We start from the raw sequence: 16,689 nt of genomic DNA, 5'->3' as shown, positions 1-16,689 counted from the left end.
AGTATGGGTATAAAAAGAACCTATCAATCCCCCATATATATACGGATTGTTGATCCCCGCTCCAGCCGGGAGCCTGGCTTTGGTGCCTGACTGACAACCGTCTTGCCTGACCCGGATTTTACGAGCATAAAGTTCATATTCATATCTTCGTATAAATCAGCCACAGTGGCACCTACCAAATTCGGCACCGTATCAATTCGATTTTCCCCGTACTTGTATTCCTTGGCAATCTGATTGGTACGAGGTGGTATTTTCAGAGCAAGCAGCGAATCCCGCAAAATATTTTGCACGATTGGCGCAGCGACTACCCCGCCGAATTGAATGCCCTTTGGGTTATCCACAGCGGTATAGACAACAATTTGCGGATCATCCGCCGGGGCAAAACCGATAAAGGATACAATATGCTCCGAGGATGAATAACGTCCGTTGATCACCTTTTGCGCTGTGCCTGTTTTGCCTCCCACCCGGTAACCCTCAATAAAAGCGGGACGGCCTGTGCCTTTAGCAACGACGCTCTCCAGCGCTTCCCTCACCTGTCGGGAGGTATCCTCTGAAATGACTCTGTGCACCAGTTCAGGCTCTACTTTTTCCAGCACCTTGCCTGTCTCTGGTTGAATCCAGCCTTTTGTAATATGAGGTTTATACAGATTGCCACCATTGATCGCAGCCGACACAGCCGTCACCTGCTGAATCGGAGTGACAGATACCCCCTGACCAAAGGCAGTTGTCGCCAGCTCTACCGGTCCTACCTGGGGTAACTTAAATAAAATACCATTCCCCTCGCCAATCATGTCAATGCCCGTTTTACTGCCGAACCCAAAATTGCGAATATACTTGAACAGCGATTCCTTACCTAGACGCTGACCCAGTGTCACAAAGCCTGGATTACAGGAGTTTTCCACGACTTGAAGGAAGGTCTGGCTGCCGTGGCCGCCTTTTTTCCAGCAGCGCAGGCGAGCCCCGCCAACTTCAATGTATCCCGGATCGAAAAAGTGATCGTTTTTGAGATTGACCTTCTTTTCTTCCAATGCAGCGGCCAAAGTAATAATTTTAAAAGTAGAGCCTGGTTCATATGTCATCCAAATCGGCAGATTTCGATTGTAAATTTCAGGTGCATATTGTTTGTATAGCGCAGGCTCATAGCCTGGTCGCCCAGCCATACCCAATATTTCCCCATTCTTGGGGTTCATTGCGATGGCCAACGCGGAATTAGCCTGGAATTTGACCATAGCCTGGTCAAGCTCCCGTTCCATAATAGACTGTACAGACTTATCAATGGTCAGTTGCAAGTTCAGACCATCCTTTGGTTCAACGTACTTCTCAGAAGAACCGGGCATCAGGCGACCGCCTGCATCGGATAGATACGCAATGCTTCCGTCAATACCGCGAAGCTTGCTGTTGTTCTTTTTCTCTACCCCCGTCAACCCCTGATTATCAATTCCCGTAAACCCGAGAATATGAGCTGCCAAATCGCCATAAGGATAATAACGTTTGTTGTCTTCAGCAACAACGATACCCGGCAGCTTCAAATCACGAATTTGCTGCGCTTTCTCCATCGTAATTTTTCGTCCGCCGGGCTGAAGTTTTTGGTTTGCTGTTCGTTTGGTAATCAGCTTGAGCACTTTATCCTCGCTCATGTCAAGCAAGGGCGCCAGCCTGCGCGCCGTTTCTTCCGGCTCCTTGATCTGCACCGGTATCGCCATGACTGTCGGCGAAGTGACATTATAGGTCAGCGCCGTACCTTGCCGATCCAAAATTTCGCCGCGTTTGGCGGCAAAAGGTATATTCCGGCGCCACGATTCCTCGGCCTTGGCCGAGAGTTCGCCCCCTTTACCCAATTGAACATAGGCGAGCCGGACCGACAAGGCTGCAAACAGTACAAACAATCCCAGCAGCCCCCATACCAGCCTGCGCCGCATGGTCACGTTAGATTTCTTCAAACGCGCTCCCCTCCGTTCCTCCATATACTCATGACATGTCTTACCTCATGAATATTCAAAAAAACGGACGTTAGAACAAGCTATCAATTATCCTCACCTTTAATTGCAGCCGCACTTTTTTCATCGGCTACAGCGGAGCTCCCACCCTTGGAAGTCTCCCTGCTTGAGCTTGCACTCGCAGTGGTATCGGTTTTTGAATCGGTACTCGTTTTCGCTGTACTGCCTTTTTGGTTAGATGCTACGCCGGTAGTTGAGTCCGGTGTTTCCTCCGGCTTTACTCCGGTCACGGTTTCTTTAGCCGGCTGGAGCGTCACATTGACGATCCGCTTGCCACTCACCATTTGTGCCTTTTGCGAGACAACATAACCTTCGCCGCTTACCTGAACGCCCACCTTCATGAGCGTCAACACTTGTAGCGTGTCACGCAACGAGACGCCTGTAAAATCGGGAATGGTCATGTTGGCGCTATCTTCAGTCAGCAAATAAATGCGTTGTCCCGGCTTCATTTTGACGCCTGCCTCCGGATACTGGCGGACAATTTTGGAGCCTTTGCCGACCGTTTCATAGGCAATCCCCTGTTTGAGCAATGCGTTTTGCGCATCCTTCTTCACCTGATCGGTTAATTGTGGCACTGTCGGCAGATTCACCGTTTTCACAGCAGCACTGTCTGATTTACTCGCTTTGGCTCCTGTTTTGGGAACTCCCATATATTGCAGCGACTGGGATACGATTTTTTTAAACACAGGGGCTGCTGCCGTACCTCCACCTACCGATTTGTTAGGTTCATCCATAACAACCAGGACAGCTATTTTCGGATCATTCACGGGTGCAAAGCCGATAAAGGACACGACATCCTTCGAATGGTCATACACTTTGCCCACAACTTTCGTCGCTGTACCTGTTTTACCAGCAACACGGTACCCATCAATATAAGCAAGACGCCCGGTTCCAATTTCTTGGTCAGACACGACCTGCTCCAGATAGCTGCTGGTCTGTAATGCCGATTCCTGCGAAATCACCTGGCGGACTTCCTTCGGTTGAATCGTCTGTACTTCCCCTGTATCCGGGTTCGTAATTCCCTTCACCAGATGAGGTTGCATCAACTTACCACCGTTAGCAATTGCCGAGATAGCCGCTACCTGCTGGATTGGCGTTACCTGAACACGTCCGTGTCCGTATGCAGCCGTTGCGACTTCGGATTTGTATTGGGTGTGGAACGTAATGGCTCCGCTAGACTCACTCGGAAGATCAATACCTGTTTTCACACCAAATCCGAAGTTGTTAATATATTTCCTCAACCTTTCGCCGCCCAGCTTATCCAGCCCCAGATGGACGAAACCGACGTTACTTGAACGCTTGACCCCTTGAAGATAGGTTAACGTTCCCCAATTTCGACTCACGTCACGAATATCCCATCCCCCGACTCGGATCATACCAGACTGATAGGTTTCATTTGGATTGAACACCTTTTCCTGAACTGCGGCAGCCAAGGTTACAATCTTAAACGTGGAGCCTGGCTCATAGATGGACTGAGTCGCATTATTACGGAAATGTTCCATTGAAGATGTGCTCCCGTATGTATTGGGATTGAAATTGGGGTAACTTGCCATACCGAGAACGTCCATCGTTTTGGGATCTGCGGCTACAACCGTCATCGTTTTAGGATTGTATGTTGCAATAGCTTCCTGCATAGCGCCCTCTATATAATACTGAATTGTGTCATCAATCGTCAGCTTTAAATTCTTACCATTTTGTGCCGGTTCATAGATGCTCTCCGATCCCTGAAGAGGAACTCCCTTTCGATCCCGCTGATAAAGAAGCTTTCCGGCCGTGCCCGAGAGCTCTTTATTATAATAGGCTTCCAACCCCATGCCTGCTGTACCATCTTTACGGTAATAGCCAAGAACATGAGAAGCCAGCTTATTTTCCGGATAATAGCGTTTGGATTCCTGAACCGTGTCCACAGCTCCAATTACTTCGTACTTATCCTTTAAATATTCTTTGAACGTATCCACCTGTGCTTTGAGCTCAGGATCTACCTTCCAACCTCCGTTACGGATCTCGCGGTTTTTTAAATATTTACCGTCTTTGTCCTTGGCCGAGAGATGCTTTCTCAGTTCGTCCTCAGGTGTTTTGAGCAGCTGATGCAGTTTGGCTACGACCTCGTTTTCCAGATCATATTCCTGAATGATGCTCGGGTTGACCACTACCGTATAAGCAGGGGCATCTGCAGCCAGTACATTTCCCTTGCGATCCGTAATCGTTCCGCGCTTGGGCTGGATCACCTGGTCTCTTTCCACCTGCGTAACTACCTGATTATGCCAGTATTCCCCGCTCACGACCTGAATCCAAAATACCTTAAGTAGCAGAACAAGAAAAAAGAGGGTAATACATCCCCCTATCAGCAGTGTGCGAAGCTTTATTCTTTTGACCATAGCTCAAACCTCTCTGCGAAAAAATGTACGTCAGAGCATAGCTTGATGCTATGCTCCTAACTAACTATTTGGCAGCCTGCTTTTCCACACGAATTGGCTCTCTTGTCGGCTCGATATATCCCTGTTCCTTTGCCGTAGGTACAATCTGATTTTCCAGCCGTTCCTTCTGAATTTTCAGTTGGGCGATATTGGTCTGTAATTTGGAAATGTCCTTGCTCGCTGTATTAATCGAATAATTGATTTGATAAATGTGCGCGTACCTGCCAATCAGCATACCAGCAATGACAATGCACGTTACAAGTGTCAAAAGATACAGCAGCTTTTCCCGAATCGGCAGCTCTCTGCGGCGTGTAACGACTTTGGTGGTTTCACGATACCGTTGTTGCTGAACCTGTTCCTGACGGGCTCTTTCTTTTACAGCCAAATTACCGCGTGTATAAGCCATGTCGCCTCTCCTTCTCCATTAAATTTACAATTTCTCGGCAACTCTCAGCTTGGCTGACCGGGACCGTGGATTAAGCTCCAATTCCTGCTCTGACGCCACAATCGGCTTACGATTCACCAGCTTCAGATCGCCTATCATTTTGTCCTCCAAAATAGGCAAATCAGATGGATAGATGCTTCTCGCCAAATACTCCTTGAAAATATGCTTGCATATCCGATCCTCCAGAGAATGGAACGTAATGACCGAAATTCTGCCCCCTGGAGCCAGACATTTTACTGCCTGATGCAAAGTATCTTCCAGTGCACCCAACTCATCGTTTACAGCGATCCGCAAAGCCTGAAAGCTGCGTTTGGCCGGATGTCCCCCGGTTCTGCGTGCCGCAGCCGGAATTCCTTCTTTGATAATATCGACAAGTTCCCCTGTTGTGTGAATAGGCTTGTTCTTTCGACGTTCAACCATAATCTTCGCGATCCGGCGTGAAAACTTCTCTTCTCCGTAGTGAAACAAAATACGTGCAATCTCTGCTTCCGACCATTCATTGACAATCTCGTAAGCCGTCAGCGAGCTACTCTGATCCATCCGCATATCAAGCGGCGCATCATGATTGTAGCTGAATCCCCGTTCCCCCTCATCGAACTGGGGCGAGGACACACCCAGATCGAACAAAATACCCTGGACCTGCGGGACGCCGTCTTTTTCGGGCAATCCCAGTTCGGCCAGCCTGTCCTGCAAGTGGCGAAAGTTGGATTTCACCAATGAAATCTTTCCTTCGTAGGCCGACAGCTTCTCGCGCGCATTGTTCAATGCCCAGTCATCCTGATCAAAGGCAATCAGCCTTCCCTCAGGGCCAAGCTGTGACGCAATGACGGAACTGTGTCCTGCCCCTCCCAACGTGCAGTCCACATAGATCCCGTCCTGCCTGATGTTTAGTGCCTGTGTTGCTTCTTCCTTGAGTACGGTAATGTGGTGAAACAAACGGCTGACCTCCTAAATTACAATTCAAAGTTGAAATCAACCAATTTCTCAGCAATGTCGTTAAATGCTTCTTCTGATTGGCTGAAATATTGCTCCCAAGTGTGCTTGCTCCAAATCTCTACCCGGGTGGACACTCCCAATACGACGCACTCTTTGGTAAGCTTGGCGTATTCGCACAAATTCCCCGGTAAATTTACCCTGCCCTGTTTGTCCAATTCGCATTCAGTCGCGCCCGAGAAAAAAAACCGGGTAAACGCCCGCGCATCGGCCTTCATCAAAGGCAGTGCTTTAAGTTTTTTCTCCATGACAGCCCACTCATCCATGGGATACACGAAGAGGCATTGGTCCAGCCCGCGGGTAACCACGAACGAGGCACCGAGAAGTTCACGAAACTTGGCCGGAACAGTAAGCCGACCCTTCTCATCAATGCTATGTTGGAACTCCCCCATAAACATTGGTTTCGTCACCCCTTACCTCATTCTCCCACTTTGGCCCACTTTCCACCACCTAAGCATAATAGATTCGCTTTAAAAAATCAAAGACCTTCTTTACATTTCCAAAAAGAGATAAACGACAAATCCATACGATGATGTCTATTATTGTCGCCACGTATCATAACACGCTAAAAAGCCCCTTATTCCATGAAGACGAACTCCCGACAATATGCATCAGGTTTCGAAACAACATGAAAATAAAGGGCTTAGTCCCATTCATCATACCAACCTATACAGACACCTGTGTTACACGTTAAAACCTTTGAACCCGGACATCGTGATCGGCAATGCTCAAGTTATGCATTCCAGCTATCCAGATAGACCTTTTGGTCCTCTGTTAAAGAATCAATTTGGATTCCCAGGCTATCCAGCTTGAAGCGGGCTACCTGCTCATCAATTTCATAAGGTACATTAATTACGGCTTTGCCCAGCTCATTATAACGATCGTTCACATATTTCAAGCCAAGCGCCTGAAGTGCAAACGTGGTATCCATAATTTCCGCAGGATGACCATCCGCCGCAGCCAAATTCACGAGGCGTCCTTCTGCCAGCAAATACATTTTACGTCCATCCTTGAAGCGGTACTCCTCAATGTTGCGACGCACCGTCCTAATGGATTCGGAACGTTTGGCAAGCTCAGGCTTACTAACCTCCACATCAAAATGCCCCGCATTGCACAGCACAGCCCCGTCCTTCATGACATCAAAGTGCTCTCCGGTAATTACAGCTTTGTTGCCAGTCACCGTAATGAAGAAGTCACCCAGCTTGGCTGCTTCCACCATCGGCATCACATGGAAACCATCCATATGTGCTTCTACTGCCTTGATTGGATCAACTTCGGTGACGACCACGTTGGCTCCCAGCCCTTTCGCACGCATCGCAACCCCTTTACCACACCAGCCATAACCCACCACGACGACCGTGCTACCTGCCACAACCAGATTGGTTGTGCGAATAATGCCGTCGAATGCTGACTGTCCAGTACCATAACGATTGTCGAACAAATATTTGCAGTAAGCATCATTAACGGCCACCATCGGGAAGTGGAGTTGACCCTCTTTTTCGAGCGCCTTCAAGCGGATAATCCCGGTAGTCGTTTCCTCCGCCCCACCACGGATGGTAGAAATCAGATCAGGGCGTTCGGATTGCAAGAGGGTAACCAGGTCACCCCCGTCATCAATAATAAGGTCCGGCTTTGTTTCCAGCGCCTTAATTTGCAAGCTTTTAAACTCAGCAGGGTCCGGATTGTATTTAGCCAAAACCGTAACTCCATCTTCAACCAATGCTGCGCAAACATCATCTTGAGTGGACAACGGATTACTACCCGTAATTGTAACCTCAGCCCCGCCCGCCTGTACTACTTTAGCCAGATAGGCCGTTTTGGCCTCCAGATGCAGACAAATGGTTACCTTCAGACCCTTAAAAGGCTGCTCCTGCTCGAACTGTTGACGTATACGGTTCAATACCGGCATATGGGCTTCCACCCAATCAATTTTCAGATGACCCTCAGGCGCCAGTTTAAGATCGTGAACAATGCTGTTTTGCAAAGAATGGGAAGTCATATTTGTTCCTCCTTCATATTTGTTGTAGTTGTTAACATGCTAAATCATACATAAATGACACGATGCGTACCCGTCAGATCGGTCGGCACATCCATAATCATATCGATCAGGCTGAGGCCGTAACGGTTTAGAAAATGATAGATAGTATACACCCGTTCCTGCGGCTGTCCGAACGGAAAAAGTGACCACTCGATGCGATCCCATTGACGAAGCGCTGTTTCATTTTGCCGGAACAGTGCTTCCTGAACTTTTGCTTCCAGATAGGCAATCTGCTCCAGAATCTTCTCACGATTGGTTTCCCCAATCCGAAGCAAACCTTTTTCAATCAAGCCTGACTGCTGTATCAGTGGTTCGTACATACGGACAAAAGCTTCCTTGGCCCCGACAAACTGCTCCTGCATTCCAAGCTGGTCGTGGGTGACAATCCATTGCTTTTTCCGTTCCTCAAGCCCGTCTCTAACTTCTCCAAAGCTCAATTCGTACTTAAGCATATGCTTTTCCACACCTGGCTCCACCAACGTAAAGGACATCCGTGGCAGCAGTAATGGCATCTGCATCCCCAGTACGCCGAAAGCGTCGCGTGTAATCGCCCAGTAGGCAATTTCTCCTAAACCCAGCACAGAGGCCAGCACTGGAAACAGTGAGTCCTGCATAAGAGGGCGGGTTAGGACATTGTTACTAAAACGTTCCGGGTGCCTGTCTGTCTCTTCGAGCAGTTCTTCGACTGTAAATGCTACCTGACCGCGGCGGTCCGTGAATAGACCATCTTGTTTGAACAGCAGCAAGCGTTCTTCTTCATGGATATAAAACAGATTGGCGCCGCCTTCATGCACATCTGCTTGCAAATGATAACCATAATCTACAATCCGTGCAGCAGTCGCGTGGTAAGCTTGCTCCAGCTCATCATTGTGTTGAACCAACCGACGAAAAACGGATGTCTCCAGCTTGCGCAGCGAAGGATCAGCTGAATCCAGCAGCACTAATCCGTAGGCACCGAAAAGAAGTCCCAGCAACTTGGCGAAGCCTTCACTTAATCCGTAAGAATCATTGAAACCATGCTTAATCATGCGTAAAATATCAGCCTTATGCTCTGAGTCAGGCAAGCTTTGCTCTATTTCAGCCATAGCTTTCTTCCACTCTGCGGCATCGACCTTAATCGCACTAACCGAAGAACGACGTTCCGGCTGCTTATTCAGCTTGATTTTGACTGCTTGCGGGTCATTCGCCATTACATATGTATGATTGACCTCATCCCAGTCATGATCCTCACCCGCAATCCAGAAAACGGGAATAACTGGACGCCCCAGCCGTTTCTCCGCTTCCCTGGCCGCCTTAATAATCGTAGCAGCTTTGTAAACGACCAGCATCGGACCTGTGAACAGTCCACTTTGCTGCCCGCCAACTACCACCAGAGCGTCTGGCTGCTCCAGCCGATCCAATGAAGCATGAACCGCCTCGTGTGCGTTGTATTGCTCATTGTATATACGGAGACATGCTACGACATCCTTACGGTTTAATCGCAGATGCTCCGTCTCATCCAGTCGCTTTGCTCGTTGGGCATAAGCATCGGCATGCAGAACATTATATTCATACAAATCGCGTGCGCGTCCTGTACCCTGTATGTAATCTTCTGCCAAAGCCGACCCTCCGCGAAGCTCTTCCGGAATTATTCTCATGGGTCTGCCTCCTGTCTCCACCAAAACCTTACTGCTTGATTGTACCGAAAGCCCTTGTCCGCGTCAAAGCTTCTCACAAAAAAAACCGCCAAGCAAACTCGGCGGTTGGTGCATAAAACAACATCAGGCGTAAGGCTCAGCTACAAAATGTCCTTTGGACACTTCGATCAGCTTGGCATTTTCCAGGTTATAGGCTCCTGACTTATTGCCGGATGCATCATTTGTATGAATTGGGCCAGCTTGATCACCAGGCATAATAATCCGTTTTTTGTTGGCTTCCACTTCCGGATCGGGAATTGGAATCGCCGACAGAAGCATTTTCGTATAAGGATGGATCGGGTTTGCATACAACTCCGCGCTTTCTGCAAGCTCAACCATTTTACCCATATACATTACGGCTACCCGGTCACTGATATGCTTGACCATTGACAGATCATGCGCAATGAACAGGTATGTCAGACCAAGACGCTCTTGAAGCTCTTTTAACAGGTTGACAACCTGAGCCTGAATAGACACATCAAGAGCCGAAATCGGCTCATCACAAATGATGAATTTAGGGTTAACTGCCAGCGCACGGGCAATACCGATACGTTGGCGCTGACCACCGGAAAATTCATGCGGATAACGGGTTGCATGATCCGGGTTCAAACCTACCAGATCCAACAACTCTTCAATCCGCTTTTTGCGCTCTGCACGGCTACCTGCCATGTTGTGAATATCCAGTGCCTCACCGATAATATCAGAAACCGTAAAACGCGGGTTCAAGGATGCATACGGATCTTGGAAGATCATCTGCATATCACGGCGCATAGCTTTCATTTTACCTGATGATAATTTGTAGATATCCGTACCGTTAAAGCGCACGCTACCTGCTGTAGGCTCATATAAGCGAAGAATGGTACGGCCCGCTGTAGATTTACCACAACCTGATTCACCAACCATACCTAGTGTTTCGCCTTCGCGAATATAAAAATTCAGGTTGTCCACCGCTTTGAGCACACGGTTTTTGCCAACATTAAAATACTTTTTAAGACCTTCAACCTCAATTAAATTGTTGCTACTCACCATGATCTCACCTCCTATTTCTTCAGCTTCGGATCAAGCGCATCACGCAATCCATCACCAAAAAGGTTGAACGCAAGCATAATCAAACTGATCAAACCTGCCGGGAAAAGCATACGCCAAGGATAGTACATCCATCCTGTCAGAGCTGATTCAATCATCGAACCCAACGACGCTTGAGGAGCCTGTACCCCTAATCCCAAGAAGCTCAGAAAAGCCTCGGAAAAAATAGCACTTGGAACCGTCAAAGTCAGTGTGACGATAATCGGACCCACAGCGTTAGGCAACAGGTGACGGAACAGCAGGCGGCCTGCACCAGCTCCCATCGAGCGGGAAGCAAGCACAAATTCCCGATTTTTCAGCTGTAGCATTTCACCACGCACAATCCACGACATGTTAATCCACCCGGTCACACAGAGCGCAATAATAATCGTCGTGATACTTGGCTCCAGTACAACGAGCAGCAGGATCGTAACAAGCAGATATGGAATGGAATACAGAATTTCAGAAAATTTATTCATGATTTCATCTACACGGCCACCAAAGTAACCCATAATTCCACCATAAATAACACCAATCAACAAGTCAATCATTGCTGCGGCCAAACCGATAATCAAGGAAATTCGGGCACCCATCCATGTACGGACAAACATATCACGCCCCAGATCATCTGTTCCGAACCAATGCTCCGCCGAAGGAGGAAGATTGGTGCTCAACAAATCATTCGTGCGGTCGTCGTATGGCGAAAGCATCGGACCAACTATCGAAGCAAGTACAATAAAAATCAGAACGCTCAGGCTTGTCATTGCCAGTTTATTTTTACGAAGCCGTTCCCAAGCATCACGCCAAGCGGATAAGCTTTCACGCTGAATAACTTCAGACTGCTTCTCATCCGCTCCGATTTTCTGAAAGTCTTCCGGTTTTACCTGAAGCTTCTCCAAATTCACAGCATTGTCTTTCACAGACATAAAGTTATCCCTCCTTCCCGCCGGTCAGCTTAATCCGTGGATCAATAAAACCGTATGCAATATCAGTAATAAAACGTGCCACCATTAGCAAAATGCCGTAAAAAATAGTAACTCCCATAATCATGGTATAGTCACGGGTCGTAATACTGTCTACGAACACTTTACCGATACCACCAATCCCGAAAATACGTTCAATAACGACGGAACCGGTAATAATATTTGCTGTCATAGGCCCCACATAGGTAACAACCGGCAAAATGGCGTTACGTACAACGTGTTTGAACATTACCGTAACAGGCTTCAAACCTTTAGCCTTGGCAGTCTTGATATAATCCGCATGAAGTACTTCCAGCATGCTGGAACGCGTTAGTCGAGCGATAAACGCAATTGGCGAAGCGGATAAAGCGACAACAGGTAGGACGTAATCCATTGGACCATCAAAGCCCATGACATTAAACCAACCTAACTCCTGTGCAAAGAAGAACTGAATCAACGATGCCAGGACAAAGCTGGGAACCGCAATCCCCATAATCGCTAAAATCATCGCTACGTTGTCAATAAGCCTGCGATGGTATAAAGCTGCGAGCATACCTAGCAAGAGTCCGACAATAATCGACACAATTATGGCGACAAAGCCCAATTTAAGTGATACCGAAAAAGTTTGTCCAATAATGTCTGTAACACTTTGGTTCAACTTTTTCATAGAAATACCAAAATCACCTGAAGCAATATCACCTAAGTATTTAAAATATTGGACATATACAGGCTTATCCAGCCCATATTGCTCCATTAACCGGGCTTGAATCTCAGGAGAAGTCGCTTTTTCACTCATGAAGGGGTTACCCGGAATTGCTTTCATGAGAAAAAACGTCGCAGAGATCAGAATGAACAAAGAAAGCAGCATATAGAAAAATTTACTGATCAAATAACGCGTCATTGCCCGTTTACACCCCCCATAAATTTTTTTCGACACCATTCGATTTTATCGAAATAGAATTGGAATGTCCAACCTACTTATTTGCATGGTTACATGATAATGGAAAAGACCATGACACACAAAAAAACGGGATATATATGGTTGTATCCACATATATATCCCGAAGTAACTATCAAACTTCAGAATTAAGCTTTAGTTACTGTGTAATATACGCTCTTGTGAAATCAATCGCTCCACTAAAGTCAAGAGCTATGTCTTTTACATTCGGTTTCGTTAAAGAAACATTTGAATAGTAATAGACCGGCAGCATAACCATATCGTCTTGAACCAGAATTTTCTCTGCTTTTGCGAAATCTTCCATGCGTTTTGCTGGATCGGTTTCTGTCTTAGCTGCTTCAATCAAAGCATCATATGCAGGATTAGCGTAGCCAGAATTATTATTAGTGTTGCCTGTTGTCCACATATCTAGGAATGTCATTGGATCATTGTAGTCGGCAGACCAACCACCACGAGCAATTTGGAAATTCAGCTTGTTACGTGTTTGAATAAATACGCCCCACTCTTGGTTTTGGGTTTTGATGTCCACACCAAGGTTTTTCTTCCACATATCAGCGACTGCCAAAGCAATCTTTTGGTGACTTTCACTGGAGTTATACAGCAAAGTTACCGGAGGAAGTGTAGTTACGCCTTCTTCTTTCATACCTTCTTGAAGTAATTTTTTCGCTTCAGTAAAATCTTCTTTGAAGAAATCATCTTTGTTCTCGGTACGGAACTCCTGAGAAACTCCTTTGATACCTGGAGGTACAAAGCCGTAAGCAGGAATTTGACCACCCAATGTTACTCTCTCAACAATCGGTTGGCGTTGAATAGCCATCGCAAATGCTTTGCGGATTTTAACATTATTAAATGGTTTTTCAGTTACGTTAAATAGATAGTAATACGTACTTGCAATCCCTTTAGCCTTAAACTCATTCGGCAGTTCTTTTTTCACAGCCGGAATTTGGTCTGTAGGAATTTCACCGCTTGGCATACCTGCATAATCAAGTTGTCCACTTCTATAAGAAGCCAGCTCTGTTGCACCGCTGTTTACAAGAGACATCGTGATTTTGTTCAGCTTGATTTGGTCTTTACCCCAATAGTTTTCACTCTTGGAAACTTCGATCTTTTGACCGCTGTCCCACGTTGTTAAAGTGTAAGGTCCATTGGTGATCATGCTGTCTTTCTGAACCGCCCACTTGTCATTTCCTTTAATAGAAGAATGTACAGGGTAGAAGGTGTAGAAAGAAGTCAAGCCCAGGAAGTAAGGAGTTGGGTGATCCAGCTCTACTTGCAATGTATGGTCATCAACTGCTTTGACACCTACATCTTTAAAGTCTGTAATTTTAGTGCCTTTAAAAGATTTGGAAGTGCTCAGGTTGTAGCCCTCAGCATTTTTTATATAGTACAATTGGTAAGCATATGGAGGTGCTGGAGCCGTAGAAGGATCCAATACCCGTTGCCAAGCAAATACGAAGTCACTTGCTTTGACTGGGTCGCCATTACTCCATTTTGCAGTATCACGAAGCTTGAACGTATAGGTTTTGCCGTCATCGGAAATTTTCCAGGATTCAGCTACGCCAGGAATTTCTTTGCCATCAGGACCCATACGTACAAGACCTTCATACAAAGTTTTGAGAACCGTGTTCGTTTGACTATCCTGAGCCTGTGCCGGGTCAAATGTTGGCGGCTCGGATGCCAGATTAATGCGCAAAATCTGTTTGTCGGCCGGAGCCGGTGTAGTTGAGGTATTTTCTTGCGCGCCCTTGCCATTGTTTTCGTTCTTGCTGCTGGAGCCACAACCTGCGAGCAGTGCGCCAACTGCAAGAACGAGTGTCAAAAGGACTAAAAAGCTTTTCCTTTTCATCTAGCGTTTTCCCCCTAGTTCTAAAGTGGTATATGTTTATAGATTATACAACCAGCGGTCAAAAAAATCTACATCACATTTCTTTAAATTGAGCTTTTTTTTCAAAAAAACATGATTAATTCATATTTTTTTAGGTTTTCATGTCATGTTATATCACATGTTATTGAATATATTTTTAAAAATGCCAACAATAGTTAATAGAATATAGGCTAATGTCATGGCTATAAAAGTTAATCTCCACACTGCTCTACATAATCTTTTCCCATCGACCTTACCCTTTATTCGATTTTGGGCTCCTCCAATTAAACCCAGCGCCAAAAGTAGCAGCAGTAATATCAAATAAAAACCGAATCTTGATGCAAAAATGACATTAAAGAGCGCCGCGACGGATAGTATCAGAAAAGCCGTGGTAATGTCCATAGATATAAGCAACGACTTCTTTTTTTCCAGTTTAAGTAGGTAGCGGCAAACCGCAAACACGATCAGAAACGGAAAAAAGGGAAGAATACTAAATGTGATGATGGTACCTTGTATGAGACTCAACTGATCACCCCTCTTTTAGCCGCATGCCCTCAATTAATTGCCATAATACCGCATGGGTTGGTGCAGTAACCCCCGCTTGCTCTGCCATCTGCACCAGTTGTCCATTAATGGAAGCAACCTCTGTCATGGAATGTGCAAGCACATCGGCCAGCATAGACGACTGATTCTCTGCCGTTGCCCGGCAAATCTTCATAATCTGATCCCACCATGCGCTGTCACACCGAATACCATTGGCTTCGTACACTTGAATGCCTTCTTCGTATAGCTTGCGCATCATATGTATACGGCCCGGATCGGAAAGCAGCTCTCCATTGGGGATTCGCCATATTGCTGTCAGCGGATTAATCACAGCGTTGATTAGCAACTTGCGGTATATACCGTTCTCGATTTCTTTCGACAAGCAAACGTCAAATCCTGCTGTAAGCAGCCGATTTAGCACATATTGTTCGAAACTCCCGACCTGTTTCTCCTCCAGCTCATCCGGACAGCCAATCTCCGTAGCCCCCAGCCCGGCATGCACGACGGATGCTACTCCCATTCTCTTGGCTCCTTCGGTCGTTACCGCAGGGTATACCACCGCTTCAGGATAGGCTTGTCTAATTCGTTCTATATGTCCGATTCCGTTCTGTAAGCAAACAATTCCGATATCGCTTTCTGTATTAGCCGCAGATTTAATCTGCTCCAGCACTTCCCCAATCGCCCCCTGTTTAGTCATTATCAAAATCCACCGTGCCGGAACCTGTGAATTCAAGCGTTGCCAATCTGCCAACGGCGCTACCTTCAATGTATCTCCAATCACATGAACAGCAACCTGTCCCTCTTTTTCAAGCACAGTAATCCCCTCACATGCAATGATACGTGCCTGCTCAAGCGTTCGTGTCCATAGCCTTACTTTTGTACCTGAGGCTGCCAGCCTTCCAGCGAACAACAATCCGAGCGAACCTGCTCCAATAATATCAATCACCTATGTATCGTCTCTCTTCCATCTTTTTTTCTACTATATCATATGCACTCTAGAGAAATACAAAAAACGCCAACTACGGCAAAGCGTGAGTTGACGTTCTATTTAATATTTGCTGCTGTAATTTTGCTACTCAATGCGCTCCAGGTTCCCATTGGCGTCCATTTTGAATCTGGATTTAAGCTCTTCCTCATCCTCAGTGATTAAAGCCAAACGGCGGGCCCGGTCCATAATCTGAATCAAGGCTTTGTAATCATCATTCACGACGCGATAGTCGGTTTGCACCTCATTAACCTCTTTGGACAACCGATCATTAATGGAGCGAAGTTGATTTAATTCCTCTTCCTTTTCACGTAAATCTTTTTCCAGCATCTTGATCTGTCGATTGGTTTCCTGTACAGATCCCTTCCATTGACGCAAAAAACGGATCACTGCGTCGATGGACAACGTATCCTCACTCGTTCCATCCGCTCTGTATAGCCCTTCAGCCGTATCAAGCGTGGCAAAAGCTGCCACCTGAGATACACCAACCGGACTCTGCTTGCGAATATAACTGCGTTTTTGACGTTGCGCTTTAGCAATGCTGATGGCTTCATCATAACGCTTGCGCACGCAACTGTTCCAGCGGAAGCCGCATGCTGCGGAGGTTCTTCCTATTTTTTGCCCAACCTCTTCAAATGCAGCGAGCTGTGTTCCACCTTCCCGGATATGACGCAATGTCACCTCCGCCAGTATCAGATCATCTTCAACACTCCATGCATCTTGTCTTATTGCAGTCATGCCTCTAG

General features: G+C 46.6%; 14 protein-coding genes. All 14 read right to left on the bottom strand.

Going from position 1 to position 16,689, the window contains the following annotated elements; all coding sequences use genetic code 11:
- Positions 1-23: 23 nt before the first annotated feature.
- Complete coding sequence (locus tag ABH897_RS04195) at positions 24-1,940, bottom strand: stage V sporulation protein D (RefSeq protein WP_404591274.1); 1,917 nt, start codon at positions 1,938-1,940, stop codon at positions 24-26.
- Positions 1,941-2,023: 83 nt separating this feature from the next.
- On the bottom strand, positions 2,024-4,375 hold the full coding sequence (locus ABH897_RS04190; protein WP_404591272.1) for a penicillin-binding transpeptidase domain-containing protein: 2,352 nt from the start codon (positions 4,373-4,375) through the stop codon (positions 2,024-2,026).
- Positions 4,376-4,439: 64 nt separating this feature from the next.
- Entirely contained in the window at positions 4,440-4,820 is a 381-nt protein-coding gene (locus ABH897_RS04185) for a hypothetical protein (protein ID WP_014282447.1), read from the bottom strand.
- 24 nt (positions 4,821-4,844) lie between these two features.
- Positions 4,845-5,795 (bottom strand): 16S rRNA (cytosine(1402)-N(4))-methyltransferase RsmH, encoded by a 951-nt coding sequence (gene rsmH, locus ABH897_RS04180; RefSeq protein ID WP_404580542.1) that lies wholly within the window; start codon positions 5,793-5,795, stop codon positions 4,845-4,847.
- A 17-nt stretch (positions 5,796-5,812) separates the two neighbouring features.
- A complete protein-coding gene (mraZ, locus tag ABH897_RS04175) occupies positions 5,813-6,250 on the bottom strand; it encodes a division/cell wall cluster transcriptional repressor MraZ (protein WP_007431201.1) in 438 nt (145 codons plus the stop codon).
- A gap of 335 nt (positions 6,251-6,585) precedes the next feature.
- Entirely contained in the window at positions 6,586-7,851 is a 1,266-nt protein-coding gene (locus ABH897_RS04170; protein WP_283652497.1) for an adenosylhomocysteinase, read from the bottom strand.
- A 44-nt stretch (positions 7,852-7,895) separates the two neighbouring features.
- Positions 7,896-9,527, bottom strand: a complete 1,632-nt coding sequence (gene bshC, locus ABH897_RS04165) for a bacillithiol biosynthesis cysteine-adding enzyme BshC (RefSeq protein ID WP_404518747.1) — start codon at positions 9,525-9,527, stop codon at positions 7,896-7,898.
- Between the two features lie 123 nt (positions 9,528-9,650).
- Positions 9,651-10,595, bottom strand: a complete 945-nt coding sequence (locus tag ABH897_RS04160; RefSeq protein ID WP_044648186.1) for an ABC transporter ATP-binding protein — start codon at positions 10,593-10,595, stop codon at positions 9,651-9,653.
- An 11-nt stretch (positions 10,596-10,606) separates the two neighbouring features.
- Complete coding sequence (locus ABH897_RS04155) at positions 10,607-11,557, bottom strand: ABC transporter permease (RefSeq protein ID WP_283652499.1); 951 nt, start codon at positions 11,555-11,557, stop codon at positions 10,607-10,609.
- Positions 11,558-11,561: 4 nt separating this feature from the next.
- Positions 11,562-12,494: an ABC transporter permease gene (locus tag ABH897_RS04150; protein WP_283652500.1), complete on the bottom strand. Its 933-nt coding sequence runs from the start codon at positions 12,492-12,494 to the stop codon at positions 11,562-11,564.
- Positions 12,495-12,690: 196 nt separating this feature from the next.
- The gene (locus ABH897_RS04145) at positions 12,691-14,397 is read right to left on the bottom strand and encodes a peptide ABC transporter substrate-binding protein (protein ID WP_283652501.1); all 1,707 of its coding nucleotides are present in this window, start codon (positions 14,395-14,397) and stop codon (positions 12,691-12,693) included.
- 153 nt (positions 14,398-14,550) lie between these two features.
- Entirely contained in the window at positions 14,551-14,940 is a 390-nt protein-coding gene (locus ABH897_RS04140) for a DUF3397 family protein (RefSeq protein ID WP_025685747.1), read from the bottom strand.
- Positions 14,941-14,944: 4 nt separating this feature from the next.
- Entirely contained in the window at positions 14,945-15,904 is a 960-nt protein-coding gene (locus tag ABH897_RS04135; RefSeq protein WP_404580544.1) for a ketopantoate reductase family protein, read from the bottom strand.
- Positions 15,905-16,030: 126 nt separating this feature from the next.
- Positions 16,031-16,681 (bottom strand): RsfA family transcriptional regulator, encoded by a 651-nt coding sequence (locus tag ABH897_RS04130; RefSeq protein WP_044648191.1) that lies wholly within the window; start codon positions 16,679-16,681, stop codon positions 16,031-16,033.
- Between the last annotated feature and the right edge of the window lie 8 nt (positions 16,682-16,689).

Source organism: Paenibacillus sp. RC73, from assembly GCF_044908085.1.
Classification (GTDB): Bacteria; Bacillota; Bacilli; order Paenibacillales; family Paenibacillaceae; genus Paenibacillus; species Paenibacillus terrae_A.
This window is presented reverse-complemented; position numbering and strand designations above follow the sequence as displayed.

What these genes read in the sequence shown, in the direction of transcription:
- ABH897_RS04155 (WP_283652499.1), bottom strand. Translation starts at nt 11,557, where the DNA reads ATGTCTGTGAAAGACAATGCTGTGAATTTGGAGAAGCTTCAGGTAAAA.
- ABH897_RS04130 (WP_044648191.1), bottom strand. Translation starts at nt 16,681, where the DNA reads ATGACTGCAATAAGACAAGATGCATGGAGTGTTGAAGATGATCTGATA.
- ABH897_RS04190 (WP_404591272.1), bottom strand. Translation starts at nt 4,375, where the DNA reads ATGGTCAAAAGAATAAAGCTTCGCACACTGCTGATAGGGGGATGTATT.
- mraZ (WP_007431201.1), bottom strand. Translation starts at nt 6,250, where the DNA reads ATGTTTATGGGGGAGTTCCAACATAGCATTGATGAGAAGGGTCGGCTT.
- ABH897_RS04150 (WP_283652500.1), bottom strand. Translation starts at nt 12,494, where the DNA reads ATGACGCGTTATTTGATCAGTAAATTTTTCTATATGCTGCTTTCTTTG.
- ABH897_RS04185 (WP_014282447.1), bottom strand. Translation starts at nt 4,820, where the DNA reads ATGGCTTATACACGCGGTAATTTGGCTGTAAAAGAAAGAGCCCGTCAG.
- ABH897_RS04145 (WP_283652501.1), bottom strand. Translation starts at nt 14,397, where the DNA reads ATGAAAAGGAAAAGCTTTTTAGTCCTTTTGACACTCGTTCTTGCAGTT.
- bshC (WP_404518747.1), bottom strand. Translation starts at nt 9,527, where the DNA reads ATGAGAATAATTCCGGAAGAGCTTCGCGGAGGGTCGGCTTTGGCAGAA.
- ABH897_RS04160 (WP_044648186.1), bottom strand. Translation starts at nt 10,595, where the DNA reads ATGGTGAGTAGCAACAATTTAATTGAGGTTGAAGGTCTTAAAAAGTAT.
- ABH897_RS04170 (WP_283652497.1), bottom strand. Translation starts at nt 7,851, where the DNA reads ATGACTTCCCATTCTTTGCAAAACAGCATTGTTCACGATCTTAAACTG.